31 protein-coding genes, 4 pseudogenes and 1 riboswitch are annotated in these 26,864 nt (G+C 44.1%); of the genes and pseudogenes, 28 read left to right on the forward strand and 7 right to left on the reverse strand.

Annotated elements, in window-relative coordinates:
• Positions 1-3 precede the first annotated feature (3 nt).
• The 7 genes and pseudogenes from QMA01_RS08220 to QMA01_RS08245 all read left to right on the forward strand — a co-directional run bounded on the left by QMA01_RS08220 (position 4) and on the right by QMA01_RS08245 (position 3,645).
• Positions 4-348: a DUF6176 family protein gene (locus QMA01_RS08220; RefSeq protein ID WP_290184018.1), complete on the forward strand. Its 345-nt coding sequence runs from the start codon at positions 4-6 to the stop codon at positions 346-348.
• Between the two features lie 254 nt (positions 349-602).
• Positions 603-1,439, forward strand: coding sequence for a 3-methyl-2-oxobutanoate hydroxymethyltransferase (gene panB, locus QMA01_RS08225; RefSeq protein WP_290183639.1), 837 nt, complete (start codon positions 603-605; stop codon positions 1,437-1,439).
• Positions 1,440-1,617: 178 nt separating this feature from the next.
• Positions 1,618-1,854 carry a helix-turn-helix transcriptional regulator gene (locus tag QMA01_RS08230; RefSeq protein ID WP_203340292.1) on the forward strand — a complete coding sequence of 79 codons (237 nt, stop codon included), beginning with the start codon at positions 1,618-1,620 and terminating at the stop codon, positions 1,852-1,854.
• Positions 1,838-2,194 carry a DUF2178 domain-containing protein gene (locus QMA01_RS08235; RefSeq protein WP_290214732.1) on the forward strand — a complete coding sequence of 119 codons (357 nt, stop codon included), beginning with the start codon at positions 1,838-1,840 and terminating at the stop codon, positions 2,192-2,194. Before QMA01_RS08230 ends, QMA01_RS08235 begins: the two co-directional genes overlap by 17 nt.
• Positions 2,195-2,576: 382 nt before the next feature.
• A pseudogene (locus QMA01_RS18210) lies at positions 2,577-2,789 on the forward strand (RNA polymerase sigma factor); the annotation flags it as partial.
• 155 nt (positions 2,790-2,944) lie between these two features.
• A complete protein-coding gene (locus QMA01_RS08240) occupies positions 2,945-3,277 on the forward strand; it encodes a YolD-like family protein (RefSeq protein ID WP_290214733.1) in 333 nt (110 codons plus the stop codon).
• Between the two features lie 83 nt (positions 3,278-3,360).
• Complete coding sequence (locus QMA01_RS08245) at positions 3,361-3,645, forward strand: hypothetical protein (RefSeq protein WP_290214734.1); 285 nt, start codon at positions 3,361-3,363, stop codon at positions 3,643-3,645.
• Between the two features lie 103 nt (positions 3,646-3,748).
• Here the strand turns inward: QMA01_RS08245 and QMA01_RS08250 are convergent, their stop codons facing one another.
• Both QMA01_RS08250 and QMA01_RS08255 read right to left on the reverse strand, forming a co-directional pair.
• Complete coding sequence (locus QMA01_RS08250) at positions 3,749-5,053, reverse strand: murein hydrolase activator EnvC family protein (RefSeq protein ID WP_404825529.1); 1,305 nt, start codon at positions 5,051-5,053, stop codon at positions 3,749-3,751.
• A 406-nt stretch (positions 5,054-5,459) separates the two neighbouring features.
• Positions 5,460-5,924 (reverse strand): universal stress protein, encoded by a 465-nt coding sequence (locus QMA01_RS08255; RefSeq protein ID WP_203340286.1) that lies wholly within the window; start codon positions 5,922-5,924, stop codon positions 5,460-5,462.
• A 214-nt stretch (positions 5,925-6,138) separates the two neighbouring features.
• Between QMA01_RS08255 and QMA01_RS08260 the strand changes: the two genes are divergently transcribed.
• From QMA01_RS08260 to QMA01_RS08310, 11 genes and pseudogenes are all read left to right on the forward strand, one after another.
• Entirely contained in the window at positions 6,139-6,807 is a 669-nt protein-coding gene (locus QMA01_RS08260) for a Crp/Fnr family transcriptional regulator (RefSeq protein WP_191715070.1), read from the forward strand.
• A 152-nt stretch (positions 6,808-6,959) separates the two neighbouring features.
• Positions 6,960-7,082 carry a cytochrome C oxidase subunit II gene (locus QMA01_RS08265; RefSeq protein WP_191714657.1) on the forward strand — a complete coding sequence of 41 codons (123 nt, stop codon included), beginning with the start codon at positions 6,960-6,962 and terminating at the stop codon, positions 7,080-7,082.
• 25 nt (positions 7,083-7,107) lie between these two features.
• Positions 7,108-7,581, forward strand: a complete 474-nt coding sequence (locus QMA01_RS08270) for a cytochrome c oxidase subunit II (protein WP_191714658.1) — start codon at positions 7,108-7,110, stop codon at positions 7,579-7,581.
• Positions 7,578-9,230, forward strand: coding sequence for a b(o/a)3-type cytochrome-c oxidase subunit 1 (locus QMA01_RS08275; RefSeq protein WP_191714659.1), 1,653 nt, complete (start codon positions 7,578-7,580; stop codon positions 9,228-9,230). The genes QMA01_RS08270 and QMA01_RS08275 overlap by 4 nt, the downstream gene beginning before the upstream one ends.
• A 270-nt stretch (positions 9,231-9,500) precedes the next feature.
• Positions 9,501-10,121, forward strand: a complete 621-nt coding sequence (locus QMA01_RS08280) for a methyltransferase family protein (RefSeq protein WP_225218415.1) — start codon at positions 9,501-9,503, stop codon at positions 10,119-10,121.
• A 139-nt stretch (positions 10,122-10,260) separates the two neighbouring features.
• Positions 10,261-10,680 (forward strand): organic hydroperoxide resistance protein, encoded by a 420-nt coding sequence (locus QMA01_RS08285; RefSeq protein WP_191714660.1) that lies wholly within the window; start codon positions 10,261-10,263, stop codon positions 10,678-10,680.
• 23 nt (positions 10,681-10,703) lie between these two features.
• Positions 10,704-11,141, forward strand: coding sequence for a MarR family winged helix-turn-helix transcriptional regulator (locus QMA01_RS08290; protein WP_290183649.1), 438 nt, complete (start codon positions 10,704-10,706; stop codon positions 11,139-11,141).
• 28 nt (positions 11,142-11,169) lie between these two features.
• The gene (locus tag QMA01_RS08295; protein ID WP_290183650.1) at positions 11,170-11,646 is read left to right on the forward strand and encodes a glutathione peroxidase; all 477 of its coding nucleotides are present in this window, start codon (positions 11,170-11,172) and stop codon (positions 11,644-11,646) included.
• A gap of 194 nt (positions 11,647-11,840) precedes the next feature.
• Positions 11,841-12,617, forward strand: a complete 777-nt coding sequence (locus QMA01_RS08300) for a GTP pyrophosphokinase (RefSeq protein ID WP_191714663.1) — start codon at positions 11,841-11,843, stop codon at positions 12,615-12,617.
• A complete protein-coding gene (locus QMA01_RS08305; RefSeq protein ID WP_290183651.1) occupies positions 12,605-13,210 on the forward strand; it encodes a TetR/AcrR family transcriptional regulator in 606 nt (201 codons plus the stop codon). Before QMA01_RS08300 ends, QMA01_RS08305 begins: the two co-directional genes overlap by 13 nt.
• Positions 13,211-13,285: 75 nt before the next feature.
• Positions 13,286-13,417, forward strand: a pseudogene (locus QMA01_RS08310) (DUF3934 family protein); the annotation flags it as partial.
• Between the two features lie 123 nt (positions 13,418-13,540).
• On the opposite strand, the gene QMA01_RS08315 reads toward QMA01_RS08310, so the two are convergent.
• A complete protein-coding gene (locus QMA01_RS08315) occupies positions 13,541-14,845 on the reverse strand; it encodes an MFS transporter (protein WP_290214735.1) in 1,305 nt (434 codons plus the stop codon).
• A gap of 240 nt (positions 14,846-15,085) precedes the next feature.
• Here QMA01_RS08315 and QMA01_RS08320 point away from each other — a divergent pair, with 240 nt between their 5' ends.
• The 10 genes and pseudogenes from QMA01_RS08320 (at position 15,086) to QMA01_RS08365 (ending at position 23,086) form a co-directional block, all read left to right on the forward strand.
• Positions 15,086-15,865 (forward strand): PAS domain S-box protein, encoded by a 780-nt coding sequence (locus QMA01_RS08320; protein ID WP_290214736.1) that lies wholly within the window; start codon positions 15,086-15,088, stop codon positions 15,863-15,865.
• 109 nt (positions 15,866-15,974) lie between these two features.
• Positions 15,975-16,153: riboswitch (cobalamin riboswitch) on the forward strand.
• Between the two features lie 152 nt (positions 16,154-16,305).
• Positions 16,306-16,791, forward strand: a complete 486-nt coding sequence (locus QMA01_RS08325; RefSeq protein ID WP_290183653.1) for an acyl-CoA thioesterase — start codon at positions 16,306-16,308, stop codon at positions 16,789-16,791.
• 1 nt (position 16,792) lies between these two features.
• Positions 16,793-18,415 (forward strand): annotated as a pseudogene (locus QMA01_RS08330) (ribonucleotide reductase N-terminal alpha domain-containing protein); the annotation flags it as partial.
• A gap of 123 nt (positions 18,416-18,538) precedes the next feature.
• Positions 18,539-19,276, forward strand: a complete 738-nt coding sequence (locus QMA01_RS08335; RefSeq protein ID WP_290214737.1) for a GIY-YIG nuclease family protein — start codon at positions 18,539-18,541, stop codon at positions 19,274-19,276.
• Between the two features lie 187 nt (positions 19,277-19,463).
• Positions 19,464-20,126, forward strand: a pseudogene (locus QMA01_RS08340) (ribonucleoside-diphosphate reductase subunit alpha); the annotation flags it as partial.
• Between the two features lie 12 nt (positions 20,127-20,138).
• Positions 20,139-21,185: a ribonucleotide-diphosphate reductase subunit beta gene (locus tag QMA01_RS08345; protein WP_203340280.1), complete on the forward strand. Its 1,047-nt coding sequence runs from the start codon at positions 20,139-20,141 to the stop codon at positions 21,183-21,185.
• Entirely contained in the window at positions 21,166-21,615 is a 450-nt protein-coding gene (locus QMA01_RS08350) for a flavodoxin domain-containing protein (RefSeq protein WP_290183656.1), read from the forward strand. The genes QMA01_RS08345 and QMA01_RS08350 overlap by 20 nt, the downstream gene beginning before the upstream one ends.
• 64 nt (positions 21,616-21,679) lie before the next feature.
• Positions 21,680-21,892: a hypothetical protein gene (locus QMA01_RS08355; protein ID WP_290183657.1), complete on the forward strand. Its 213-nt coding sequence runs from the start codon at positions 21,680-21,682 to the stop codon at positions 21,890-21,892.
• A 414-nt stretch (positions 21,893-22,306) separates the two neighbouring features.
• Positions 22,307-22,711, forward strand: a complete 405-nt coding sequence (locus QMA01_RS08360) for a DUF1259 domain-containing protein (RefSeq protein WP_191714673.1) — start codon at positions 22,307-22,309, stop codon at positions 22,709-22,711.
• A gap of 27 nt (positions 22,712-22,738) precedes the next feature.
• Positions 22,739-23,086 carry a GNAT family N-acetyltransferase gene (locus QMA01_RS08365; RefSeq protein WP_191714674.1) on the forward strand — a complete coding sequence of 116 codons (348 nt, stop codon included), beginning with the start codon at positions 22,739-22,741 and terminating at the stop codon, positions 23,084-23,086.
• A 90-nt stretch (positions 23,087-23,176) separates the two neighbouring features.
• On the opposite strand, the gene QMA01_RS08370 is transcribed toward QMA01_RS08365, so the two are convergent.
• The 4 genes from QMA01_RS08370 to QMA01_RS08385 are packed head-to-tail and all read right to left on the reverse strand — an operon-like array spanning position 23,177 to position 26,852.
• On the reverse strand, positions 23,177-24,370 hold the full coding sequence (locus QMA01_RS08370; RefSeq protein ID WP_191714675.1) for a thiolase family protein: 1,194 nt from the start codon (positions 24,368-24,370) through the stop codon (positions 23,177-23,179).
• Entirely contained in the window at positions 24,367-25,506 is a 1,140-nt protein-coding gene (locus tag QMA01_RS08375) for a muconate cycloisomerase family protein (RefSeq protein ID WP_191714676.1), read from the reverse strand. Before QMA01_RS08375 ends, QMA01_RS08370 begins: the two co-directional genes overlap by 4 nt.
• A gap of 21 nt (positions 25,507-25,527) precedes the next feature.
• Entirely contained in the window at positions 25,528-26,169 is a 642-nt protein-coding gene (locus QMA01_RS08380) for a 3-oxoacid CoA-transferase subunit B (protein WP_191714677.1), read from the reverse strand.
• The gene (locus QMA01_RS08385) at positions 26,166-26,852 is read right to left on the reverse strand and encodes a CoA transferase subunit A (protein ID WP_191714678.1); all 687 of its coding nucleotides are present in this window, start codon (positions 26,850-26,852) and stop codon (positions 26,166-26,168) included. The genes QMA01_RS08380 and QMA01_RS08385 overlap by 4 nt, the downstream gene beginning before the upstream one ends.
• Positions 26,853-26,864: the final 12 nt, after the last annotated feature.

A 26,864-nucleotide genomic window follows, 5' to 3' on the forward strand; every position in this document is an offset into this window, starting at 1 on the left:
AAACTGACCGCAGAGCTTTCGCGATTCAAAGTCAAACAAGGGAAAATGGAATCCGTCGAACAATGGATGGCTTTTTTGAATGAGCATATGGGCCATGTGCTGCTGACACTTGATGATGAAAAGATGTTCGTCGAAACCATCTTCAAAGAAGAACGGGACGGTGAAACTTATTTATACTGGTATTCGGTGCAGGGAGAAGGCGGAACCGAATTGGAGAACTCCAGCCACGAAGTGGATAAAAAACACATGGCGTTCTGGAATGAATGCATTGATTCTGCCTATGGTTCAGTGGACATGGAGCCCCAGGTTGTCATGATTCAAGAAAAAGTAAGGGCAGCTATGGAATAGATCCGTTTGTATGGAATTGGCCGCAACTTCGTACATAAACCATATCCCAACATCCAAGCTTCTGCTATAGTGGCAATAAGGGCGGTATCATTGTTGAACTGCACCCGTATAAAGACACTCAACAATTGCATAGTTCTGCCTTGATCTTACATCGACAGGGACGGAGAAAACCACTGATACTTATTCTGCCCGTCTGTCCAGTTTTGGAATGGATGGGCTTTATTTCGGTTTTCCTCCCAAAAGGAGAGAAAAAAATGAAAAATACAGCCTCACTCATCAAAATGAAAGCACAAAACGAAAAAATCGCCATGCTCACCGCTTATGATTACCCGTCAGCCAAACTTGCTGAACAGGCCGGCGTGGATGTGATTCTGGTCGGCGATTCTCTTGGAATGGTCGTCCTGGGATACGATTCCACTGTGAAAGTGACGGTCGATGACATGATCCATCACGGCAAAGCAGCCCGTCGCGGTGCTCCCGATACGTTCTTGGTGGTGGATATGCCTTTCGCTTCATTTCATGGCAGCCTGGAACGCACACTGGATAACGCAGTCCGTATTTTCCAGGAAACCGGAGCGGAAGCAGTAAAGCTTGAAGGGGCAGATGAGGTCGTGGAGGTAGTGAAATTACTGACACGCACCGGCATTCCGGTTGTCGCGCACCTTGGTCTGCTTCCACAGACAGCGGGTGTGCTGGGCGGCTATAAAGTACAGGGGAAAACAGCAGACGCCGCGCAAAAGCTGATCGATGATGCACGGGCATGTGAAGCGGCAGGAGCCTGCATGCTCGTTCTCGAATGCATTCCTTACCAATTGGCGCAAAAAGTCACCGCAGCATTGACGATACCGGTAATCGGCATTGGAGCCGGCAGTGAAACAGACGGACAAGTCTTGGTTTATCACGACGTCCTGAAGTACGGAACCCATCATTTGCCGAAATTCGTGCATTCTTACGCGGAAACCGGGGACTTGATGAAAGACGGCCTGACCCAGTACGTCGACGAAGTAAAAACCGGCGCTTTTCCTGCAGAAGAACACCGCTTTACAATGAAAGAAGAAGAACTTCAACAATTGTACGGAGGAAAAGAATAGAAAGAAGAATACCCGGCATCTTGAAAAAGATGCCGGGTTTTCATGTGTTTTTATTGAAGAACCATATACGGATTCTTATGTAATAATAGCAAGAAATAAAAATATTATTTTATTAAGTATAAGTTTACTTTACTTTTATAAAGAATTTATTTATTATATTTTCTAAGAGGTGATGATCATGAAGAAAGATTTTGGGGACTCGATATCCAATAAGGTTTATGAATATCGGGTGCTCGCCAGAATGTCCCAGCAAGAATTAGCGGAAAAAGTGGGAGTTTCCAAACAAACCATCTTTGTTATGGAAAAAGGGAATTATGTTCCAACCTTGCTGTTAGCTTTCCGAATTGCCGACTTTTTTAAGGTTGATGTAAACGATGTATTTACTTATGTAAAAGGAGATGGTCAAAACGAATGATTTTTTCGCGAATATCCATCACGCTATTTTCGATCCTTTTAGGGCTTGGGCTGAACAATCTACTGGGAATTGGAATATTCTCATCGGGATTGGGTTTTTACTGCTCATGGGCAGTCTGATTCTTCTTTATGTGTCTTATAAGAAGATGGGGGAAAGCGATGAACGGACAAATCAATTGTCTTTAAAGAGCTGCTACTGGATGCTGTTGGCCATCATTTTATGTGACATCATCTTTCCGAAAGAGTATATGTGGACAATCTTTTTCCTGTTTAAATATTCGTTGGCATTTTTAGCTGGCGGTATCTGTCTGACTGTCCAGTATAAAAGGGATTTTGCATAAAAACTATTAGACATGGATAGAGGGGAGAAGATGTGGATCGACTACATTCTCTCTTCTTTTTGTTTATGCAGAGGACTTCAGTGCTGCACTGAAGTTCTTTTTTTTGTTTCTTAAAGGCCATCCTTTACTAGTTTTGATTTTAATTAAAAAAATATTCATAGAACTAAAGATGGGAAAAATCTATGGAATGATAAGGGAAAGAAAATTTTTTAAAGGATTTTGTAACGAAATAAATGCTTGAGGTATTAATACTAAGAACAGCAAGAAAGCGAGGGCAGTGATGAATAAGCTTAATGAAGAATACGAAAAACTTCACCCAAAAATCTATGCGTTTTTCTATGCGAAGACAGGCAAACAGGCGGCGGCTTAAGACCTTTGCCACGATACCTTTTATGAAGCGTGTAAAAGTATAGCGTCTTTTAATAACCATTCCACACTGTCCACGTGGATCTTCTCGATTGCGAATAACTTACTGAAAAAATATTATCGAAAAAACAAGTATCAGCAAAGCTTAATGCAAGAATTCGCAGAGATTCCAGAGGCTGAAATCCATTCGCTGGAAGAGTTGGTAGAAATCAATGAAGAACAAAACTAACATATTGAAAAGTATTGAAAGAGAGGAAACTGAAAACCTTCTTCTCTTTTTTTGCAGTTCTTCTTCAAAATAAAAAAACTTCTCTAAAATAGAGCAATTCCTCTTTTAAATGGGTATAATAAGAACAAATGTTCTTATTAAAGGGAGTGTAAGATATGGAGCAAAGAAGCATTACCGGCAAAAAAAATGAAAGAAGACAAACAAGGTGGGATGGCCTTTTCGTATCGGAACATGCATGGAATTCCATTAATGATCCGCAGCCGATGCTCAGCGCCGATGAACAAAGGGCTATCATTGGTATGCTGATAGTAGCCTGCGAACGGCAGTGCATGGTATTTATTCAATCCTGGCAGGACCGTCATTTCCACTATCACCGTTGCATAATTCAAAAGCTGGACCAAGAGCGGTGGACCATTACCTATGAAGATGCGTTCGGCGAGCGGCGACTGCCAATCGGTATGATTACATCTATACATATGCTTGATTGAATGATAAATTCTTTGTATCTATATCTTAATTATCGTAATAAAAAGATGCAGTTAAAGTAAACTTGAATCTTAGGAGGAGAAAAATGCATAGAATCAGCAAGCAGGAAGAAAACGAATTTCCGCTATTTACTACTCACGAAGAAGCGATAAAATTCTTTGAAGAGAAGTATGGAGAGAAATTTGTATTTGAAGAGTCTTCAGATACCAGTGATGGATTGTGTTTCTTCTATCGGTTAATTACAGACGAAGAGGCCTATATAAAAGGGATATCGGACTTGAACTCTACTGGATATATAGGAATTGAGTTTAAAAATAGCTATCAACCGATCCAAATTATGGAGAACGGCAGTATACAAATCGATCATTAAGAAAAATATTCAATCGAAGCATCCAAAACGATTAAACTGCTACATAGAGAAAAATAGAAAGAAAAAACCGGCATCTCCTGAGAGAAGCCGGTTTTTTAACATGTTATCGAACGTAAGGAGCAGGATTGACCGCATTTGAACGTGCGCCATTCCAAGGTCCTACGTGAATTTCAAAGTGAAGGTGTGTGCCTGTAGAACGGCCTGTGTTACCCATGCCGCCCACTTGCTGGCCTTGTCCAACTGATTGTCCAACAGATACATTGATCGAGCTCATGTGGCCATAAACGGTAGCGTGTGTCTGGCCGTTGATGGAATGTGTCAGGATGACCACGTTTCCGTATCCGCCCATATTGCCGGCGTAGGACACCATACCGCTCGCTGCGGCAACAATTGGTGTTCCAGGTGAGTTCGCGATATCCATTCCAAGGTGTGATTCTGCTCCGGCACCGATGTCACGGCCACCGAATCCAGAAGTGAAGCGTCCTGTTGAAGGAAGGATAAATGTTGAGCTGCCGGCTTTTGAAGATACCGAAGCTTGTGTAACAGTTGAAGCAGGTGCTGATGCAGACGCTGCTGCCTGGCGTTGAGCTTCCGCTTTGCGTGCTGCGGCTTCTTTAGCCAATCGTTCCTGCTCTGCTTTTCTGGCAATTTCCGCAAGACGTGCTTGTTCTGCGCCAATTTTCTTCTCGAGGTCTGCATTGATGTTCATCGTTTTCGCATGTTCTGCTTGCAGCGATGATTTTTCGTTAGCTAAGCGTGCCTGCTCTGCTTTCAAATCTTTCTCAAGCTGAGCCTGTTCGTTTTTCTGTGCATCAAGTGAATTTTTCAAGTTGACCAATTCGGCCTTTTTGGCTTCCTGTTCAGCTAGTTTCGTTTCCACTTCCGCTTTTTGTTCAGCTAAAAGTTTTTTATCGGCTGCTTGCTCACGCATGATTTCGCGATCCGCTTCGATTAAGATGTTGACTGCTGAAAAACGGTCAATGAAATCTACAAAGCTGTTTGCTCCAAGAAGTACATCTATGTAATCAACTGAACCTCCGCTCAACTGAATAGCACGTGCGCGTTCTTTCAAAAGCTCTTCACGTTCTGCAATTTTTCTTTCCAATTCTTCAATAGACTTTCTCAATTCATCGATTTCGATTTTTGTTTGATCGATTTCTGCTTGAGCAACGTCGATTTTGGTTTGTGTTTCGATGATTTGGTTATCTAACTCGCGGATTTTTGCGATGATTTTTTCGAGTGTGGATTGGTTTTGGGAGATTTCGTTGGTTTTCTGTTGAATCCCGGAGTTCAATTCACTTTGTTTCTGTTGAATTTCTTGTTGCTTTTTCTCTAAATCACTTAGTTTATCAGCGCTTGCAGTTGGTAAGAACATGGTTAGCGCCAGTAAAGCCGATAATGCGATCATCAGACATTTAGCTAATGGTTTCAAACTCTTGTGCTCCTTTCGATTTCCGTGGCTATTTATAATTATCGTGAAAAATTATTATGAGTCGATTGATTTTTCTTGGCGGTTGCCAAATGAAAAATCCAGCAGACCCATTGTAACACCACATAAACGTCTTTATTATTACAGTTTCTTATCATTTTGACTGCTAAAATGACAAAGTGTCTGATAAAGGGCGCTAAAACAATGATTTTTAATATAAATATGACATTTTGGTGAAATATTAATTGAAGGCGATAAAACTTTGGTGATTATTTGCTTTTTTTGGTAGTAGATTTACTGGAGGAAGAAAGTAGCGGAAGGTAAAGTAGGAAAAAAGATCATAAAAAAACCTTTCCCTTATTGTTTTTTAGGGAAAGGTTGCTGTTTAGTTTTCGGTAAATAAGTCTTCTTGGTCTCTGCGGACAACCAATACGTCGCATTTTGCTGTGCGGACAATTCGTTCGGAGACACTGCCCATGATAAAGCGTTCAGCTGCGTTCAGACCAGTAGCGCCACAAATGATGACATCGACATTCAATTTAGGAGCCAACTCTTTAGGGATGGCAACTTTAGGGACGCCGTATTCAATAATGACGTTTACATTTTCAACACCTGCTGCTTCTGCTTCTTGCTTGTACTTGGCGAGCAATTCCTCAGAATTTTTCATCGTGCGATCAGCAATTGTGCGGTCATAGGCTTCAATTGAACCGAACGACCGGTTGTCGATAATATGTGCCAAGTGCAAAGTTGCATTGTTGCGGACCGCTGCGGCCGCCCCTTTTTTAAAAGCTAATTCTGATTCTTTGGAACCGTCTACCGCTACCAGTATGTTGGAATATTTTAAAGTCATTTAGCATTCCTCCTCAATCTCTATACTAGGAACTTCTCTACCGGAGAATAAAGTTCCTTCTTATTTTATATATTCTTTTGGCAACAAGTGTCGGAATGATGAATTTGTACCTTTTTAAAAAGAAATTCATGGTAAAATCATTTTAATAGGAATGATTGTATAACGGGAAGGCGGTTGCACTTTGAAAACGGGTACCGGGAACGCAGAGGCATTGATGGATATGAAAGAGTTATTGTCTGTACGCCATCAAGTTAAGGAATTAAAGAAAGACAATTATTTGTTTCGTGAAGGTGATGCCATCGGCGGTGTTTACATCATCCGGTCCGGTAAAATCCAAATTGAAAAAGTGACGCCGAACGGCCGTGAACTTACGTTGAAAATTTGTGGTCCAGGGCAGCTTGTTGGAGAAGTGACCCTTTTTTCTGATAGGCCCAAATACATGCTGGACGCACGTGCGGTCGAAGATGCAGTATGCCTGCATATTTCAATTGATGATCTGGAAGAGGCCTTGTTATCGAACGCCCGATTGTCTGTCGCTTTTATGAAATGGATGGGAATCGATCAGCAGAAAACCCAGACGAAATTCCGTGATTTAATGCTTCATGGCAAAAAAGGGGCACTGTATTCAACCTTGATCAGGCTTTCCAATAGCTATGGAGTGAAAAAAGAGAATGGTGTGTTGATTGATCTCGTATTGACCAATCAGGATCTTGCTAATTTCTGTGGAATGACACGGGAAGTGGTGAACCGGATGCTGGCTGAGTTGAAAAAACGCGGCGTTCTGACATTGAGTGAAGGAAAAATACTGCTTCATGACATTCAGCATTTAAAGGAAGAAACCAATTGTGAAGACTGTCCAATTTATTTATGCAAAATCGATTAACAGGAGAACTTGCCCATTGGGCAGGTTCTTTTTTTGTCTAAAATTTGTCATTTCATTAAAAAAAGGCCTTGAGTGTGAGAAATATCACAGTGCTGGAGAAGCCGATAGAATAGGCTGAAAGTAAGAACAAAACGCGTAAGAGGTGAGAGGAAATGGGTCAAGAGAACCGGGAGCCGGAGACCAATCTGAAAGGTACATTAGTCAGTGTTTTTGTAGTGGGGCTGATCATTATTGTCATGTGGGTCGCCGTTTATTTATTGTATGTAGCCCGTTAAGGCGGAATGAGAGGAGAAGACTAAAATGCATCTTCATAAATATGAAAAAATTTGGCTGGTGTTCGGTATTGCATCGCTGATTGTATTTTTAAGCGTTGTTGGGGTAAGCGCATTTTCACAGGACCATACCCCTGCAGGAGGAATGGAAACAATCGATCCCAAAAAAGTAAGTGAAACGGCACCTTTTGATAATCCGGGAGTCACGCAATTGGACGACGATACATACCAGGCGACGATTGTGGCTATGGCATTCGGATATCAGGCACCGGAATTGAAAGTTCCGGTTGGAAAAGAAATTATTTTTAAAGTAACCAGTACCGATGTAGTCCACAGTCTGACGATCGATAATACAAAAGTCAATATGATGGTCGTTCCAGGCCGGATCACGACAAAATCCTACACGTTTGAAGAACCGGGCACATATTTGATTCTTTGCAATGAATACTGTGGAACGGGCCACCATATGATGTATACAGAGATAGAGGTGTATGAACAATGATTGCTGTGCAAGATCGAAAAATTGCTTTATGGAATATCGGCGTGGCGTATACCGCCTTTTTAATCGGCACCTTATGTGGGCTGCTGCAAGTTTTTATCCGCAATGACGCGCTTCAATTACCGGCTTGGCTGGACTATTACCAAATTCTTACCGCACACGGCGTTTTACTCGCACTTGTATTTACGACATTTTTTATTTTCGGCTTCTTTATTACCGGTATGAGCAAGAGCCTTGGAAGTTTTGGTCCGAAAGTCCGTTTGTTTTCGTGGATCGGCTTTTGGGTGACCTTGCTTGGAACAGTTATGGCAACAGCGATGATCGTGGCCGGAGAAGCTTCAGTGCTGTACACCTTTTATGCACCGCTGAAGGCAAGTGGCTTTTATTATGTAGGTCTTGCTTTGGTGATTATCGGTACGTGGATCAGCAGTTTTGCGTTGGTCGGACATTACAGAGTATGGCGGAAAAATAATAAAGGGCAGTTGAGCCCACTTTTCGCTTTCATGACCATCACGACCATCATCATGTGGATCATTGCATGTCTGGGCGTCGTGGCAACGGTCCTTTTCCAATACATCCCTTGGGCATTCGGCTGGACCGATACCATTGATGTAGAACTCAGCCGCACCTTGTTCTGGTTTTTTGGCCACCCATTGGTGTATTTCTGGCTGCTGCCGGCATACATGGCCTGGTACGTTATCGTACCGAAAATCCTGGGTGTAAAAGTATTCAGTGATTCATTGGCACGTCTGTCTTTTGTTCTTTTCATCCTGTTTTCCATTCCTGTCGGTTTCCATCACCAGCTGACAGAACCGGGGATTTCGAACTTCTGGAAATTCCTGCAGGTGGTCTTGACGTTTATGGTCATCGTACCTTCCTTGATGACGGCATTCTCGATGTTCGCGACATTTGAAATTGCCGGACGCAAAAATGGCGGGAAAGGCCTGTTTGGCTGGTTTACAAAATTGCCTTGGAAAGATATCCGCTTCACTTCTATTTTCATTGCCATGGCGTTCTTTATCCCCGGTGGAGCTGGGGGAATCATTAACGCAAGTTTCCAATTGAATGAAGTGGTCCACAATACCTTATGGATTGTCGGGCATTTTCACATCACGGTCGGCACTCCGGTAGCGATGACGTTCATGGGCTTGACGTTCTGGCTGATTCCATATTTAACAGGCAGAAAATTCACCAAATCCATGAAAGTGCTTGGGCTTGTCCAAATCATTACTTGGTCGTTCGGCATGCTGCTGATGTCAACAGCGCAGCATCTGCTGGGCCTTCTCGGAGCGCCAAGAAGAACCGCTTATTCCGGCTACAACGATCACCCCGCTGCATTGGAATGGTTTGACGGAATTCTGACCAACCATGTGACGATGGCCATCGGCGGCAGCATCTTGTTCGTTTCGGCAATGATTCTGATTTATATCGTCGTCATGACGATGTTCCTTTCGCCTAAAGCGGTGGAACCGAAAGACATCGTAGATTTCCCGCTGGCGGAAAGCGACATGTCCCGTACCCCGAAATGGCTTGAAAACTGGTGGATTTGGATCGGGCTTGCACTGGCACTCATTGTCATCGCCTATGCGATTCCAATTAGCCAGATGATCCACCATGCACCACCAGGTTCAGAAGGATTCAAAACGTGGTAGGAGTTGAAGGATAATGTTCACAATGGTGCTCTCGTTAATGGTTGTTTTTATCGCATTCACTGCGATGCTGGTCGAAATCTCTTCCATTGAAGATTAAATGGGAAGCTAAGCGGGGGAATTTGATGTAAAGACGCCCTGCAGCTACAGTTTTCACCTTTTTAAAGAAAAGATATAGATAAAATGTAGTGAAGGAGTGCTTTGCCAGGTGGGCAAAGCGCTCTTTTCTGGTTTCACGCTAGTCGTCCAAGTTTATTTGGCAAGGGGTAGAAATTGTATTGTTTCGAAATGTTCTATATATTGGAAGGAAAAGAACAGGAAGTTGAGGCCTCTTTTATGACGATGATTGAATGGATTTTTACAGCAATAAGCTTGTTTTGGCTCAGTGAATTTCTGATTTTCCGAAATCGCGGCATCGGCCAAGGTGACCCATTGGAAAAACGGACATTCTTCACCATCTTTGCAGTTTTGATCGCGACCATTCTTATCGCGGCGGTTTTGCAGGAATTGATGGCGTTCGAGACGATAGCTAGGATCAGTCAAGCAGTGGGAGTTATTTTGCTGGCTTCAGGGGTTTTCCTGCGGTTTTGGGGAATCGTCCATTTGAAATCACAATTCACACGTTACGTGACCGTTCGTGAAGGTGATGAAATCGTCAGCACCGGACCTTACCGAAAACTTCGCCACCCGCTTTACACCGGGTTGTTGTTCATTACTCTCGGAATGGCCTTGTTTTTCACCAGTGCAATTGCTGCCGTTCTTGGTGGCCTGGCAATGGTATGGGCTTTGCTGAAGCGAATAAACTATGAAGAGCAGCTGCTGATTGAGAAGTTCGGACCGGATTATCAGCAATGGATGAAAAAGCGTGCACGCTTGATTCCTTTTATTTATTAGAATCGATCTTTCCCAAAAGACTTTATTCGCCAGGACGGTGAATAAAGTCTTTTTTCGTGTGAGCATATGTATTTACATCGCGTACGATTCAGTTTAAAGTAGATCGTGTAAGATATATATGGACGGAGGAAAACACATAATGAAAACACTATTCGAAACAACAATGATCAATACAGGCGGAAGAGACGGTGCGGTTTATTCACCGGACAATATTTTTTATTTGGATGTAGCAAAACCACAGGCTCTTGGAGGTTCAGCAACAACGGCAACAAATCCGGAACAGCTATTTGCTGCAGGTTACAGCGCATGCTTCAACAGTGCATTGGAATTGGTGCTGGAAGCTGGTAAAGTGGAAATTGAAAAGAGTGAAGTAACAGCAACTGTTGCCTTGATTGGAGATAAAGACAACGGCGGCGTTAAATTGGCGGTGAAACTTGTCGTCGATATCACAGGCATCGATGAAGAATTGAAACACGAATACGTAGAGAAAGCGCATCAGTATTGCCCATATTCCAAAGCAATCAAAGGATCTGTGGATGTGGAAATCAGCGTTCTATAATAATTAGCATAGGTGAGATGCAAATGGAAAAACCAACGAAACTCGAACAACAATTGTGCTTCGAAGTCTATAAAGCCTCCAGCAATTTTTCAAAAATGTATGCAAAAGCGCTGGAGCCTTTCAATCTGACGTTTCCACAGTATCTGGTGCTTCTTGTCTTGTGGGAAGAAGACGGACTGTTGACTAAAAATATCGGTGAACGGCTGGGGCTTGGAACCGGAACTTTGAATCCGATCATCAATCGTATGATCGAACAGGGGCGACTGGTTAAAGAACAATCCCAATCAGATAAACGTGCTTTTACGATTTCATTGACGGAAAAAGCCAAAAGCGAACAGGCGGCAGTCGAACAGGCTGTCCTCGACAAACTCATCAGCTGTGACTTTATGGGAGTCAACGCCATCACCTTGATGAAAAACTTGAAAGAGCTAAATGCTTCTTTTAAAAACATGAATTTGTAATAGAAGAATAAATAAGGAGAGATGCCGCATGAATATTTACGATATTGCCGTACCAAAGCCGAACGGGGAAGAATACCACTTAAGCGAATACAAGGGCAAAGCCATGCTGATAGTCAACACAGCGACAAAATGCGGTTTGAGAGATCAATTCGACAGTTTGGAAAAAATGTACGAAGAATACAAGGAACAGGGATTAGTGGTTCTGGGCTTCCCGTCTGATCAATTCGGCCAGGAAAAAGGCAGTGGAGCAGAAGCACAGGAAGCTTGCCGCATGACGTACGGCGTTACTTTCCCTATGCACGACCTGGTCAAAGTTAACGGCAAAGAGGCACATCCACTGTTCAACTATTTGACCACTAACACAAAAGGATTTTTATCAAGCGCCATCAAGTGGAACTTCACAAAATTCCTGATTGATCAAAATGGCAATATCGTTTCACGGTTCTCTCCAAAAGATAAACCCGAATCATTTGAAAAAGACATTCAGAAAGTACTTGGCAAGTAAGGGCAGGAGAGCGAGCGAAACCTCAAACACAGAGGTTTTGCTCTTTTTTTATGGTTTGATGTGACAGCGCGTCGCTTCCCAGTGGACATGTGACACAGTGTCATGTTAAGCTTGCTTTACGAAATGTGACACGGTGTCATTCGAAGATTATAAGCAATAAATAAGTGAACGTTATGAAAAAAGGGGACGACGAGATGGAAGCCGGTTTTACCGATGATCTACGGAAGATGAAGGGCTTAAAAAAAGAGATGATGCGATTTATGATGGGCTATAAATTCGCTCTGGAAGAAATCAATACAAAAATCAGTATACTGCAACAGGAATTCCACTATATTCATGACTATAACCCGATCGAAAATGTCAGTTCCCGTTTGAAATCTCCTGAAAGCATCATGAAAAAAGCCGGCAAAAAAGGAGTCGGCCTTTCTTTAGTGAATATTAAAGAAAATGTTAGAGACATTGCGGGTGTTCGAATCACTTGTTCATTTGAAGCTGATATCTACCGATTAAGCGCCATGCTGCAGAACCAGGATGATTTGAAGGTTCTTGAAGTGAAGGATTATATCCAGAATCCCAAGCCGAATGGTTACCGCAGTTTGCATTTATTGCTGGTGGTGCCGATTTTTATGTCGGACCGTGTAGAAGAGATTTGCGTGGAAGTACAGATTCGTACCATCGCCATGGATTTCTGGGCAAGCCTTGAACACAAAATCTACTATAAATACAACAAAGAAGTGCCCGCTGACATTATCCTTGAACTGAAGGAAGCAGCGGATTCTGCGACCGAATTGGACCGGAAAATGGAAAAGATCCAATTGCGGATGAACAGGCTCAAGGATCAGGTGAGTGCTGACGAAGATTTCTCTGAAATCTTGATTGATAAAGAACGTTTTCATTTGCCGAATAACTTTATCCTAAGTGGACCTGATAGCACAGACCGATTGAGAGGAAGAGAAAAGTGCCAAAACTGACCTTTTATAATTTGCCAAAAGAAAAACAACAGCTATTGATCGAAGCGGCACAGCAGGAATTTTCGAATGCCTCTTTGTCTGAAGCCTCCATAGCCAATATCGTCAAAACAGCCGGAATTTCCCGTGGAAGTTTCTATCAATATTTTGAAGGAAAAGAAGATTTGTACTTCTACTTGTTGAATCGCTATACTGCCAGGCGCAAACGGCTCTTTAAGGCGACGCTGGAAAAAAACAGCGGAGATTTATTCCAGACGATCAGGGAGTTTTATATTTCCACTGTGAACGAAGATGAGCTTCTAGACTTTAAACGGAATGTCCTATTGAATATGACAGAACAAGTCGAAACAAAATTCATCAAAATCGTCAATGAAGAAGAGTCTGAAGAGGAATTCAACACAATCAGCAGACTTATTGATGTGGACAAGCTGAATGTGTCAGGGAATAAGGAATTGTACCATTTGCTGAAAATCCTTATGACCGTAACTATCAGAAATTGGATCGAACATTTCGCCAGAAACTTGGCTGTGGAAGAGTCGATTGCAAACTATGAACTGGAACTGGAGCTATTGAAAAAAGGGCTTGCCCGTTCGTAAACGAAGATTTCTGTTTCACTCTGAGCCTTGATGTGATAAGCTGTACATCATCGTAGCAGTAATGGAGTGATTATAATGAGCAAAGCAAAAGCAAAAGCGAAAAGCGGTACAGGCCAGGGAACCGGCAAAAAAGGATGGACGCGCTGGAAAGCAGGAGCCAATAAAGCCAATAGTTTTAAGCCTTACACCAGCAAAACCAATAAAAAAGCCGACGAACCAAAAACAGAGAAAGAAATAGCTTCTCAATGGGTCGATGCATAAATAGCAAGGTAAAGGTTGTCCAAATGGGCAACCTTTTTTTTGCCCTTTATTCCTTTTTGAAAAAACCCTTTAATCCGCGAGTAATGGGTTTTCTGCAGGTCCTTCTATTTCTTTGGCAACGGGTTGTTGGATGGAAGCTTCTTTTTTCGGCGGGTCTGCCAGCAAAGCTGCCACGATACCGAAAATCGGGAAAATCATCAATGCCCAGAGGATTTCGGTATAGCCGCCGAATAAATCGAAAGCGATGCCGAGCGGCAACGGACCGAGCGCAGATCCCGTGACGACCATCGCCATCGAGATGCCGCTGATGCTGCCGATGTGCTTACGGCCGAAATAATTGGGCCAGACAACAGCCATGACAATCCGTTCGATTCCCATGCTGACGCCCCAGACCAATCCGAAGACCATGGCAGTCGCCAAAAAATCAGCTTTCTGCAGAAGAAATAACGACACTAGCTCGCCTGCAAATACCAGTGTCAGCATATACTGGACTTTTACTTTTTCCAGCAGAATTCCAGTGATGAAAGTGACTGGCAAGCCGATCAATGCCGTTAAACTTAAAATGCCGGCTGCAGTTTCAAGAGACAGGGACTTTTCAGCGAAAATGGAGACCAGGTGGAAGGTCAAACCGGTATTGACGATGCCCGGGATGGCTGCACATAGCAGCAACAGCCAGAAAGCACGGGTTTTTGAAGCTTCTTTCACTGACCAACTGACTTCTTTTATGAGTTTCTTTTCAGGCTCCGCCTTAAGCGCAGCGCCGTTATCCGGCAGCAAGCCCATTTCTTCAGGAGAGTTTTGAATGAGGAAAAGAGCAAGCGGCGTAAAGCAAACAATGATGATGATTCCTAAAATCAGCCATGAACTGCGCCAGCCGAATGACTCGATCAGCCAAACGTTCAGCAGGGGAAAAGCGGCAGAACTGACTAAGCCGCCGATTGCGGCAATGCTGATGGCGCGGCCCCGTTTTTTGACAAACCATTGCGGAATGAGTGAGCTTGATATAAGTGCCATAGAGCCTTGGCCCAACAAGCGAATAAAAAAGAAGCCGATAAACAGCATGACGAGACTTGTTACGAAGCTGTTGAAAAAGCAGGCGACGGCAAGGGCGACGGATACGGCAACGGCCATTTTACGTGAGCCGTTTCGGTCAATCAGGCGCCCGACGAAAAACAACAGGAATCCTGCCGTCAATGTCGCAGCCGAGTAGATACCGGAAACCGTGGAACGGCTCCAGCCAAAATCTTCTATATAATAATCGATAAAAATTGAATTCGAATAAGTTTGTCCGGGACCAGAGAAAAATTGAGACAAGGCCGCGATCGCGATAATGACCCAGCCGTAGTGAAAAGCGTTTCCTGTTACTTGTTTCATCGTGCATCTCCAATAACTCTAACCTTAAGGTAGCGTATTTCCAAAAACGGCATCTAAAAATATGTTGAAATCACAGCTTATTATCATAACATAATATTTTTCCTTTACAAGATTTGAAATAGAACTGTAAAGAAAAGAATCATTCAGAAATCTTGAGGCTTTTGCCGCGACTGAAAGTTTTTCTGAAAAAGTGTAGAATAGAGGAACTGGCAGTTTCTTAGTCAAAAGGAGTGAAAGAAAATGCTAAATGCAGTACCTGAAAGACCCTTGGGCATTAAAGAAAAAGAAGAAATTTACCAACAAATCACGGAGTATTCCGATGAAACAACCATTATTCATTCGAATCAGAAAGTCTTATATATAAATCAGCCCGGATCGGAATTCTTCAAAGCCGATAAGGATACGCTTATCGGTGCAAACATCGTGGATGTGTTTACGGATGATTACAAAGAATTCATTGCGAAACGCATCCGTACAGGCATGGAGGATCGCACCATTGGAGAATTGGTTGAGACTACTGTTAAGCGTTTTGACGGAACTCAAGCCGATGTCGAACTGTATTGCTACCCGGTCCAATATGGAGAAACGGTCGCAATCCAGTCCACTATCCGCGACATTACGACGCAGAAGAAAACTGAACGAGATCTAATGCAATTAAAAAATGAGATATCAACTCCCATCGTGCCGATTATTGGTGGCTTGGCAGTTTTGCCGCTCGTAGGTTCAGTAGATGGGGATCGCAGCCATCTGCTTCTTGATATCATTCCGCAAAAAATTCAAGGAGAAAATCTGCATTGCCTTATTATTGACGTGTCCGGCATCTACAATATTGATAATGTCGTGGCAGAATTTCTTTATAGAATCGACCACATTATGCGCTTGCTCGGAATCAAACTGATTTTCACGGGAATCCGTCCCGAACTCGCATTAAAAGCGATTGAAGCGCGTGTGGACTTTAGCCAATTGACGACGATGGGCACGGTGAAACAAGCCTTGAAGCGTTATTTGGCGACTGACTGAAACTTTGACTTAACGGCAGGAATGAAGAAGTTCTTGTCAAAGGCAATAAAGTGATTTATAGTGTATGAATACAATATTTAGTGATTGATTAAAATTATTCACTATATATAGTAGAACCAATAACGAAGGTGCCTGAAAAGGCTTAATAGGGAATCCGGTGAAATTCCGGAGCTGTTCCCGCAACTGTAAGTGCAGACGAACTATCGCAATCCACTGTCCAACGGACGGGAAGGAGATAGCAGAGGATGACGCACAAGCCAGGAGACCTGCCTTCGTTATGAGTTTATGATCTTCTCCGGGAGCTGAGAGGGATAACGAAGGTATTATGCATGGGATAGCTGTATTCTGCTTCCCATCCGATATTCTGCGTATCTAAACCCCATCCTCCCTGAGAGGATGGGGTTTTTTCTTGTATATCAGAGATGGAGGAATGGATACTCATGACAAAACCATTAGCAGCAGGGGTGGCCAGAACCATTCAGACACGATTGGTCCTACCCCCGGACACCAACCACATGGGGACCATATTCGGCGGCACCGTATTGGCGTACATAGATGAAATCGCCGCCATTACAGCCATGAGGCATAGCGGAAAAGCAGTTGTGACCGCTTCGATCGATACGGTGAATTTCCTATCTTCGGCAAAAGTTGGGGATATCCTTATTTTGGAGGGAGTGGTGATCTCAACAGGCAGAACATCTATGGAAGTGTATGTTAAAGCTGAATGCCAACAAATCGAAACAGGCACAAGGAGTTTGACGACTACAGCCATTCTGACAATGGTGGCAGTCGACAGCGATGGCAAGCCGACACCGGTGAGCGGTGTAGTTCCGGAAACGGCTGCCGAAGAAAAACTATTTAAAAGCGCCCAAGATCGCAAAGAGCGCCGCATGAAAGTGAACGAATACGCAAAGGAGTTGTGTTGATATGAACATGAAAATCGAAGAAACAGAAATAAAGACAGTGGAAAGAGCGCTGCAGCGGGCAACAGATGTATATGGACTAGATACGCGAGAACTATTGGAGCGGACAGCGAACTTAGCTGAGCAGGCAAAAGGAGAGCAGTCCTTGTTGTATGCACTGAACCGTATCACGATGGACGAGCCTGATTGGACGTACACCGCAGCAGAATTGTATGCTGGCGACTTATACAAAAAAGCTGGAGACAGCCGCAACTTTTCCGCTTCCCAGAAATATGGCGACTTCTATCGCCTTATTGAAAAGCTGACAGGGATCGGCATTTATTCAGGAGAGCTTCTTGCGGCTTATTCGAAAGAGGAAATCATCTTATTGGGTGAGGAAATCGAACCTGAACGGGATCTCTTGTTCAACTACATCGGCTTGTTCCTGTTGGCTGACCGCTACTTAGCGAAAGACTATGAAGGAAGATTATTTGAGCTTCCGCAGGAGCGTTTTCTTGTCATTGCGATGACGTTGATGCAAAACGAACCAAAAGAGCATCGCCTCGAGTTGGTGAAAGAAGCTTACTGGGCAATGAGCCAGCTGTATATGACAGTAGCCACGCCGACTTTATCGAATGCCGGTAAAAGTTTCGGACAATTGTCCTCCTGTTTTATTGATACTGTCGATGATTCACTGGACGGCATCTATCTGAACAACTGGGATATCGCACGCCTCAGCAAAGATGGCGGCGGCATCGGGATCTATTACGGAAAAGTTCGTGCTTTAGGATCGGACATCAAAAAATTCAAAGGCAATTCATCAGGTGTGGTGCCGTGGATCCGTCTGGTCAACGATACAGCGGTCAGTGTCGATCAGCTCGGCCAGCGCCAAGGCGCAGTGGCGATTTATTTGGATGTCTTCCACAAAGACATCATGAACGGATTCCTGGACTTGAAAACCAATAACGGCGACGAGCGCCGCAAAGCGCACGACATTTTCACCGGCGTGTCGATTCCGGACCTGTTTATGGAGCGGCTGCAGGAAAAAGACGAAAACGGCCGCAGCATCGGCGAATGGCATACGTTCTGTCCGCATCAGATTAAGCAAGTGATGGGCTGGACAGATGAAAACGGCAATGCGCTTGGACTTGAAGATTTTTACGACGAAGCCGATGAAAAATACTTCAGCGACAAATACCAGGAAGCTGTGGACCATCCGCTATTGCCGCGTAAAACTTACCGTGCAATGGAGATCATGGCGCGCATCATGGTTTCCCAGTTGGAAACCGGCACACCGTATATGTTCTACCGGGACGAAGTGAACCGCCAGAATCCGAACAAGCACACAAGAGGCAGAGGGCTGACGTCGATTTACTGTAGTAATTTGTGTACAGAAATTATGCAAAATATGTCAGCTACTACCATTATGAAAGAATATACCGATGAAGACGGCAACCTTGTCATGGTCCGCAAACCGGGTGATTTCGTTGTCTGCAATTTGTCTTCCATCAACTTGCCGAGAGCGGTCAAGGCGGACGTGTTGGAGCGGGTGATACGGGTTCAGGTGCGCATGCTGGATAACGTCATCGACCTAAATACGATTTCCGTCGGACAGGCCGATGCCACGAATAAAAAATATCGCGCCATTGAGTATCCAGTGGCTTAAGGGGGTAACCCTTTAAGAAAACCCTGTTAAACGGGGAAACTCTCAGACGAGACAATCCCGTGCTAAATTATCTCAATTGAATCTAAAGGAAAGGAGGACAAAATAATGAAGGGAATTTATTCGATTTTAAATAACGTAACGGGTAAGTATTATATCGGAGAAACTGTAAATTTAAATAGGCGGAAAATTTGTCACTTTTCTGAACTAAGAAAAAATAGACACAAAAACGATCACCTTCAAAAAAGTTTTAATAAGTACGGAGAAGAAGCTTTTGTTTTCACTGTAATAGAAGAAAATGAAAAGTTCACCCAAGAAGAACTTTATACTCTTGAGGCATATTATGTCATGAAATATAACAGTTTTGCTCACGGATATAACTTAACTTTAGGTGGTACAGGAACAAAAGGTCGGCTATTTTCTGAAGCAGAGCGAAGACTCAAATCAGAAAAAATGACAGGAAGTGGAAACCATTTTTATGGGAGAAGCCACTCTGAGGAAGTTAAAAAGCTACTCTCAGAAAAAGCTTCTTTAAAAACAGGAGAAAAAAATTCTTTTTTCGGGAGAACTCATGTAAGTAACTGGAAAGAAATAAGAAGGCAGCTGTATAAAGAAAAAAGTATAAGCGGATGGGTTTCAAGTAATAAAGGAGTTCCTAAGCCTAAGTTGGCTGTGGAAAGTATGAAAAAAAATATGCCTCATAGAAAAGAAATCTTAGTTGATGGAATTTGCTATCTAAGCATATCTGAATGTGCAAAATTAACCGAGATTAAGCGTACTACTATCCGAGCTAGACTAAAAAACGATAATTTCCCAAATTATTTATATAAAACAGTTGAGGTATAAAAGCCTAACGACTATCGAAACCACTCCTCATAGGAGATAAGGGAGTAGAGTACACTATAAGTTTATGATAGTGGAAAAGCAGGGGTTCCTTAAAAAAGGAACGTGATATAGTCTAATCTGCATGGTGACATGCAGCAGTTCATAAGAGAACGGATAAAGGCTTACGACCTTTATTGAATAGAAATGAGGATTAGGAACTTTCGGTTGGCACCATCTCTTGGCACTTGAAGGCATCCATTGGGAAACGGAAAAAGCCGTCGAGTTTGGGGATACGCTGTACGAGGAAATTGCCTACCAGACCATCCGCGCCTCAATGCAGCTGGCTGAAGAAAAAGGGGCGTTCAGCAAATTTGAGGGCTCTGAATGGCATACAGGCGAGTACTTTGAACGCCGGAACTACAGCAGTGAACGCTGGAACAAGCTGCAGCAGGAAGTTGCATCGACCGGTGTCCGCAACGGTTGGATGATGGCGGTCGCACCAAACTCATCGACCGCCAAAATCGGCGGTTCGACAGATGGCATCGATCCCCTTTACGCCGTTGAATATGCGGAAGAGAAGAAGAACTTCAAATTTAAGGTGACAGCGCCTGACCTGGACCACAACACGTACGATTATTACCGCCGTGCACGCCACGTGCTGGACCAGAAATGGAGCATCCGCCAAAACGCGGCGCGTCAGCGGCATATCGATCAGTCCATCAGCTTCAATTTTTATGTGCCGCATACCATCAAAGCAAAAGAATTGCTGGAGCTTCATTTGGAAGCATGGAAGCAACACTTGAAAACGACTTATTACGTCCGCAGCACATCACAGGCGGAAATCGAAGAATGCGAAGCATGCCAAAGCTAAAGGAGGATTTTCATGACCATACATGAACCGCTGACAAAGATTAAATTACTGAATCCGGAACATCCGAACAAATCGACTGGCGTCTTGAACGGCCAGTCTTCAGGTTTGTTGAACTGGAACGATATTGCTTACCCCCAAATGTACGACTTGTATCAGGCGCTATTGGCCAACTTCTGGAAAGCGCAGGAAATCAATATGCAGGACGACATCAAGCAATGGGACAGCTTGAGTGAAGTGGAGAAGGACGTCTTTTTGCGCATCAATACGCAACTGGCATCGCTCGACAGCCTGCAGACCCCGACAATGAGCCAGGCGATGGATTACGTCACGGACTCCAGCTTTAAAGCTATTTTTGCGGTCATTTCCCAGCAGGAAGCGGTCCATACCGAGTCGTATTCCTATATTTTGAGTTCGCTGGTCTCGGTGAGCGAACAGAATGCGCGCTTCAATCAGGCGAAAAGCGATCCGGTTGTGCAAAAACGGAATGACCTGATTTTGGATGCCTATGAAGCGTTCCGCCAAAACCCGACGCCGCAGAACTTGTTCAAGCTGAGCGTCAATTCCATTAACCTGGAAGGCATTTATTTCTATGCCGGCTTTGCTTTTTTCTATCATTTGGCGCGCCAGCAGAAGATGCTGAAGACCAGTACCATGATCAGCTATATCCAGCGAGATGAAATGCAGCATGCCTATTTTATCGCCCAGTTTATCCGGATCATGCTGACGGAAAATCCGGAATTGAATACGGATGAAAATATTCAATACATCTACACGACCATCGATCAGGCTGTGCAGCTTGAAAAAGAATGGGCGCATTATATTCTGGCGGATATCGATGGGCTGGATCTTGAGGAGTTTGCCGGTTATGTGGAATATTTGGCCAACAAGCGCTTGCGCCAGCTTGGATTGGATAATCTATACGAAGAACGCAGCAATCCAATGCCATGGATCCAGGTCTTTGGCGACGACATGATGAACGAAACGAAATCCGACTTTTTCGAACAGAAATCCCGGACCTATACAAAAGTGTCGCAGTCCAATGGCTTTGACGAACTCTAACCCCAGACTGGCGATTGTCTATTCCTCGGTTACCGGCAATACAGAACAATTGGCGGAAATGGTGCAGGAAGCTGCACAGAATCAAGGCATAACTATTGAGCTGTATCCAGTTGACGAATTTCCATTGTCCCAATTACAATGGTTGGACGTAGTAATGATCGGCACCTACACGTGGGGGAGCGGCGAAATTCCGGAAGAAATGCATTCCTTGTATCAAGCCATCGAAAAGTTGGGTCGAAAAGAGCTTCGGACAGCCGTTTTCGGAACCGGAGATAGCTTTTTCGCAGAATTCTGCGGCGCTGTCGACCGGTTCCGGGACATGTTGTATACCCAAACTAAATTGGTGGCGACTTTGAAAGTGGAATTGATGCCGCAGCCAAGTGATGAGGCACGCTGTGAAAAGCTGATCGAGCTGATGCACTCTCAATGATGTTTTTCCTGAAAAGCAAAGGGTATAGAAGGAAGGCGAAACGATGTGCTGAGGAGGAATAGAGATGATACAGGCAAAATGGCTGAAAACTGGAGCTGCATTATTTTTATCTGTAGGCATGCTTGCAGCCTGCGGAAATGAAGAACCAAACGAAGAAGATAATGGCGATTCGGAAATGCAGAATGAAGAGGATTCGAATTCAAATGATACGGATTCTGAAAATGATTCCTCCAACGATGAAGACGACGATGAGGAAGATGATTCCGAAGAAGATTGAGGGTCAGGTACTTACAAAAGTGAAAATGAGTTTTTTTAAAAATCGCCGAAAGGCGGTTTTTTTTTTAAGTTTTTAATTCTGAAAAAGAGGTATATAAAGGCTAAGAACAAAATTTGATTTTGTGTTTTCTGCTTGGTGAATGCGCTTCAATGGTTTTACAACTTCTCCAAAAGGTGTTAAGTTGGAAACGAACGAAAAACGACTGAGTTTTCGTTAAAATCCATTTTGTACGTAATTGATCGCTTAAAAATAGATAAACAATCGAATAACCATTTGGCTGGATGCAACAGACAATTAGGGCTGTAAACAACGCCGAAAAGAATTCAACGATTCTTTTCGGCGTTTTTGTATGCCAGCTAACTTATTTATCCATTTTCCGGAAGTGTTCTGGAAAAAAAAGAAAGGATGAGAAGGATGGAACAATTAGAGCAGTTGGCTGAACAAGTGGGCATGCTCATGAACTCGAAGGTTGAACTACAAGCAGGTGAATGTTTAATCAAGAGAAAAAGAACCATTGACATATCCTCCCACGGCAAAAATTTCAGTTGTACGTTGGATCACGATATTTCTTTTAAAAACTTAAAAGATAATGGAAAAGCCATGAACCGAGCGGAAATATTTCTATTGCCGAGTGAACTGGCATCCTTTATGGATGCGCTTCACTGGCACCCGATTCCTTTGCCGACCAATTACCAACAACGGATGGACGTCAATCCGGATATCATTTGTGTTTATTTGGCGTCAGAAGAAGCACCAGAAGATTTCGCCGGAAGATTGTCTGCCGCTTTTAATGCCATCGAACAGAATACGCTGGTTTGAACAGCTGCTGAAGGAAAGGAGATTCCAATGCTGACCAGATATAAACGCTCGCACGAAAAAATCGCAATGGGCCTGTTGTCATTCATGCCTAGAGAGCGGGATGTAAAACAATTGAAAAAAACCATGGAGCTATATAATGAACGTCCGGACTGGCAACTTTTTCTCTGGAAAGCCGGCGATGATTATATCGGCGCTATCGGCATTCATATAGAAGATGATGAAAGTTTCACGGTTCAGCACATTTCCGTAATTCCTTCGTATCGCGGAGAAGGGATCGGGCATAGAATGGTCGAACGTGTTGAACGGCTGATGAATGGCAGGAGACCCAAGCCAAGTGAAGAAACCATGCCATTCCTGATGAAGTGCAGGGTTTAAAATACAGATTAAACTATTAAATCAACTAACGATTCAGTTTATAAAAAGGCAGAAACCCGACTTCTCGGTATTTCTGCCTTTTTTCGTATTTTATACATTTACGTTCTCAATAATTGTAGCAATGCCCATGCCTCCAGCGATACACAACGTGACCAAACCATATTTCTTTCCGGTACGTTCCAGCTCATGTGTTAATTTCGTTAAGAGAATCGCGCCTGTTGCACCGATAGGGTGGCCCATCGCAATCGCACCGCCATTTGGATTGACCTTGTTGCGGTCCAGTCCTAGTTCATTGATACAGGCAACGGATTGGGAAGCAAAGGCTTCATTCAATTCGACGATATCGATGTCTTCCACCTTTAAGCCCGCTTGTTTCAAAGCCTTGAAACTTGCTTGAACGGGACCCATTCCCATCAGTTCAGGAGAACAGCCGACCGAGGCTTGGGCAAGAACGCGAGCTTTTGGCTGATAGCCACGCTTGGCAGCTTCATCTTCCGACATGACCAATAATGCTGCAGCTCCGTCATTCCGTCCGCTGGCATTTCCTGCGGTAACAGTACCGCCTTCTTTAAAGACGGGCTTTAAGAGCGATAATTTCTCTAGCGTAGTTTCACGTGGATGTTCATCCGTTTTGAACTCAATGGTTCCTTTTCTCGTTTTTACCGGATACGGTGCAATTTGCGCTTCAAAATATCCTTTTGAAATGGCATTCGCTGCTTTTTGCTGACTTTCCAAAGCGAATTCGTCTTGTTCCTGGCGGGAAATACCGTATTTTTCTGCAACATTCTCTGCCGTGATGCCCATGTTCAGTTCGCCGTAAGTTTCACGGGGCTGTGAACCCGGTTGGCTTGCCGTATTAGGATCTTTCAACAGGACATCTCCGGATTTCGTACCGAATCGCACACTGTTCACATAATAAGGAGCAGTGCTCATTGATTCGGCACCTCCGGCGATGATGATGTCGCTGTGGCCGGTTTGAATCTGCTGGGTTGCTGAGTTCAATGCCTGTACACCCGATCCGCATTGGCGGTGGATGGTATAGCCAGGCACTTCAATGGGGATGCCTGCGCGCAGCATGGAGACTCTCGCCAAGTTGGAAACATCCGCACTTTGCTTAGCCTGACCCAAAATGACTTCTTCAACTGCGGAAGGTTCGACTTGTGTCCGGCGAAGCAATTCTTCAATGACGTGGGAACCCAGAAAATCGACTGTCTCATTTCCGATGCCGCCGCCTAACTTGCCGATTGCCGTCCGGACTGAATCTACTATCACTACGTTTTTCAAATCGTCATCTCCGTTTCTGATTGGAACTTGCGTGCGTAATGCTTCACTTTTTCTTTGTCGATTTCCATTCCGAAACCCGGACCATCCGGAACAATCACTTCAAAGTTTTCAAAGCGGATATCGTTGAGCGTAAGGTTGTCTTTAAAAAGCAAAGGGCCGAATATTTCGGTTCCAAATTTCATTTCAGGAAGAGTGGCATATAATTGGGCACACATGGCTGTCCCGAGGCTTGATTCAATCATTGTGCCGCCATAGAGGCCAAGTCCAGCTGCTTCCGCAATGCCGGCTACTTTTTTCGTTTGCGTCAATCCGCCATGCTTGCAAGGCTTCAAAGCGATGGAATTTCCGGCGCGGTATTTGGCTATCCGGAAAACGTCCTGGATGCTGGTTGCCGCTTCATCTGCCATGATCGGCACTGTGAATTTAGAAGTCAAACGGGACATGCCTTCAAAGTCCCATGCCTGCAGTGGCTGTTCTACCATTGAAACACCGGCATCCTGCAGGGAAGCGATGCAGTAATTCGATGTATCCTCGTCCCACGCCTGATTGACGTCGACAGTCAAGCGTACCTGGTCTCCAAGTGCTTGCTTGATTTTCCGGACATGCTCCACGTTTTGGTATGGATCGCCTTTGCCGATTTTCAGCTTGAAGATGTTGTGCCGTTTCTTCTCTAGCATCTCTTTGGCTTCTTCGATATCCGTTTCCGTATTTCCGCTTGCCAGCGTCCAAGCAATGGGCAATGATTTATGAATTTGCCCGCCGAACAATTCAAAAGCAGGAATGTTTTTGGATTTGGCTGCCAAATCGACAATGGCACCTTCGACCAAGGCTTTTGCAAAGTAATTGCCGCGAACCAGTTTTGATACGTCGTTCATGATTTTATTAAAATGGATGGGGTTTTGCCCAAGTACCAGTGGTGTGATGTAAGCATCGATATTGGCTTTGATCGCTTCAGGAGTAGATTCTCCATAGGAAGCTCCACCGATTGTCGCAACTTCTGCCCAGCCTTCGCGTCCATCTTTGTCTGTAACACAGCCAAGCAATATTGTTTGCGAGACAATGGTATGCATAGCTAATTGATGTGGACGGATCGTGGGAAGATCTACTATATAAACGTCAAACGAATGAATTTTCATGCGTATAAACCCTCTTTCTTTTTACTCTGTAAAAGCGGCTTCAGTTTTTTCACGGACTTCTTCGATTGTCACGCCAGGCATCAGGTCAACTAACTTTAATTGGCCGTCTGTTACTTTGAATACCGCGAGTTCTGTGAAAATCATGTCAACTTGGCGCGTTGACGTAATTGGATAGGTGCATTTTTTCAATAGTTTGGAACTGCCGTCTTTGGATGTATGGCTCATCGTCACAAATACTTTTTTTGCACCGACCAGTAAATCCATTGCACCACCGACACCCATGATGTTCTTGCCAGGTACGGCCCAGTTGGCGATCACTCCGTTTTCGTCTGTCTGAAGAGCACCGAGAATGGCTACATCCACATGCCCGCCGCGAATCATGGCAAATGAATCCGAGCTGTTAAAAAAGGATGCGCCAACTGCTTCGCCGACCGGCATTTTGCCGGCGTTGACCAGGTTCGGATCGATTGCTTCATCGTCTACATCCGTTACTCCGAGCAACCCGTTTTCCGTGTGGAGGTAAATATTGTCCTCTGTCATATACTCCGCCACCAACGTCGGAATTCCGATTCCCAGATTGACGATGCACGGCCCTTCCAATTCCTGTGCCACGCGTTCGGCAATGGCATGCTGCATTTCTGATTTGTTTAGTTGGACAGTCATACAGTTACCACTCCTTCTTTCGTCAGCACTTGTTGGGCTTTGACGATTGTATCGATATAGATAAAGGGTGTTACCACTTCTTCCGGGTTCAATTCGCCCGCTTCAACGATTTCATCGACTTCCACAATGACGGTTTTCGCTGCGGTAGCCATTAACGGGTTGAAATTGCGTGCCGTTTTGTAATAAACCAAATTCCCCAGAGTGTCCGCTTTATGGGCGCGAATCAATGCAACGTCTGCACGAATCGCTTTTTCGAGAATATAAGAGATGCCGTCGATTTCGCGTTCTTCTTTGCCAATCGCCAAATCTGTGCCGACACCTGTCGTTGTATAGTAGCCACCAAGGCCAGCGCCGCCTGCGCGGAGTGATTCAGCAAGTGTGCCTTGTGGAAGCAGCTCCAATTCAATTTCGCCGTTCTGGTATTTATCGCCGACATCGCGGTTGCTGGTGAAATAAGAACCGATCCCTTTTTTGATTTTATTTTGATTCAGCAGAATCCCCAACCCTTTGCCTGACTCCCCCAGGTTATTGCTGACGATGGTCAATTCGTTGACATCACGTTCAGTCAAGCCGTCGATCAAGGTAAGCGGAGCTCCGATTAAGCCGAACCCTCCGACTAAAACCGTGTCTCCAGATTTGATGCAGTCCAGAGCTTGCGTAATATCTTGCTGTATTTTTGACATCTGTAATCCTCC

It is taken from the genome of Planococcus notacanthi (assembly GCF_030407825.1).
GTDB lineage: Bacteria > Bacillota > Bacilli > Bacillales_A > Planococcaceae > Planococcus > Planococcus notacanthi.

What these genes read in the sequence shown, in the direction of transcription:
- panB (WP_290183639.1), top strand. Translation starts at nt 603, where the DNA reads ATGAAAAATACAGCCTCACTCATCAAAATGAAAGCACAAAACGAAAAA.
- QMA01_RS08230 (WP_203340292.1), top strand. Translation starts at nt 1,618, where the DNA reads ATGAAGAAAGATTTTGGGGACTCGATATCCAATAAGGTTTATGAATAT.
- QMA01_RS08235 (WP_290214732.1), top strand. Translation starts at nt 1,838, where the DNA reads ATGGTCAAAACGAATGATTTTTTCGCGAATATCCATCACGCTATTTTC.
- QMA01_RS08240 (WP_290214733.1), top strand. Translation starts at nt 2,945, where the DNA reads ATGGAGCAAAGAAGCATTACCGGCAAAAAAAATGAAAGAAGACAAACA.
- QMA01_RS08245 (WP_290214734.1), top strand. Translation starts at nt 3,361, where the DNA reads ATGCATAGAATCAGCAAGCAGGAAGAAAACGAATTTCCGCTATTTACT.
- QMA01_RS08250 (WP_404825529.1), bottom strand. Translation starts at nt 5,053, where the DNA reads ATGATCGCATTATCGGCTTTACTGGCGCTAACCATGTTCTTACCAACT.
- QMA01_RS08255 (WP_203340286.1), bottom strand. Translation starts at nt 5,924, where the DNA reads ATGACTTTAAAATATTCCAACATACTGGTAGCGGTAGACGGTTCCAAA.
- QMA01_RS08260 (WP_191715070.1), top strand. Translation starts at nt 6,139, where the DNA reads ATGGATATGAAAGAGTTATTGTCTGTACGCCATCAAGTTAAGGAATTA.
- QMA01_RS08265 (WP_191714657.1), top strand. Translation starts at nt 6,960, where the DNA reads ATGGGTCAAGAGAACCGGGAGCCGGAGACCAATCTGAAAGGTACATTA.
- QMA01_RS08270 (WP_191714658.1), top strand. Translation starts at nt 7,108, where the DNA reads ATGCATCTTCATAAATATGAAAAAATTTGGCTGGTGTTCGGTATTGCA.
- QMA01_RS08275 (WP_191714659.1), top strand. Translation starts at nt 7,578, where the DNA reads ATGATTGCTGTGCAAGATCGAAAAATTGCTTTATGGAATATCGGCGTG.
- QMA01_RS08285 (WP_191714660.1), top strand. Translation starts at nt 10,261, where the DNA reads ATGAAAACACTATTCGAAACAACAATGATCAATACAGGCGGAAGAGAC.
- QMA01_RS08290 (WP_290183649.1), top strand. Translation starts at nt 10,704, where the DNA reads ATGGAAAAACCAACGAAACTCGAACAACAATTGTGCTTCGAAGTCTAT.
- QMA01_RS08295 (WP_290183650.1), top strand. Translation starts at nt 11,170, where the DNA reads ATGAATATTTACGATATTGCCGTACCAAAGCCGAACGGGGAAGAATAC.
- QMA01_RS08300 (WP_191714663.1), top strand. Translation starts at nt 11,841, where the DNA reads ATGGAAGCCGGTTTTACCGATGATCTACGGAAGATGAAGGGCTTAAAA.
- QMA01_RS08315 (WP_290214735.1), bottom strand. Translation starts at nt 14,845, where the DNA reads ATGAAACAAGTAACAGGAAACGCTTTTCACTACGGCTGGGTCATTATC.
- QMA01_RS08320 (WP_290214736.1), top strand. Translation starts at nt 15,086, where the DNA reads ATGCTAAATGCAGTACCTGAAAGACCCTTGGGCATTAAAGAAAAAGAA.
- QMA01_RS08325 (WP_290183653.1), top strand. Translation starts at nt 16,306, where the DNA reads ATGACAAAACCATTAGCAGCAGGGGTGGCCAGAACCATTCAGACACGA.
- QMA01_RS08335 (WP_290214737.1), top strand. Translation starts at nt 18,539, where the DNA reads ATGAAGGGAATTTATTCGATTTTAAATAACGTAACGGGTAAGTATTAT.
- QMA01_RS08345 (WP_203340280.1), top strand. Translation starts at nt 20,139, where the DNA reads ATGACCATACATGAACCGCTGACAAAGATTAAATTACTGAATCCGGAA.
- QMA01_RS08350 (WP_290183656.1), top strand. Translation starts at nt 21,166, where the DNA reads ATGGCTTTGACGAACTCTAACCCCAGACTGGCGATTGTCTATTCCTCG.
- QMA01_RS08355 (WP_290183657.1), top strand. Translation starts at nt 21,680, where the DNA reads ATGATACAGGCAAAATGGCTGAAAACTGGAGCTGCATTATTTTTATCT.
- QMA01_RS08360 (WP_191714673.1), top strand. Translation starts at nt 22,307, where the DNA reads ATGGAACAATTAGAGCAGTTGGCTGAACAAGTGGGCATGCTCATGAAC.
- QMA01_RS08365 (WP_191714674.1), top strand. Translation starts at nt 22,739, where the DNA reads ATGCTGACCAGATATAAACGCTCGCACGAAAAAATCGCAATGGGCCTG.
- QMA01_RS08375 (WP_191714676.1), bottom strand. Translation starts at nt 25,506, where the DNA reads ATGAAAATTCATTCGTTTGACGTTTATATAGTAGATCTTCCCACGATC.
- QMA01_RS08380 (WP_191714677.1), bottom strand. Translation starts at nt 26,169, where the DNA reads ATGACTGTCCAACTAAACAAATCAGAAATGCAGCATGCCATTGCCGAA.
- QMA01_RS08385 (WP_191714678.1), bottom strand. Translation starts at nt 26,852, where the DNA reads ATGTCAAAAATACAGCAAGATATTACGCAAGCTCTGGACTGCATCAAA.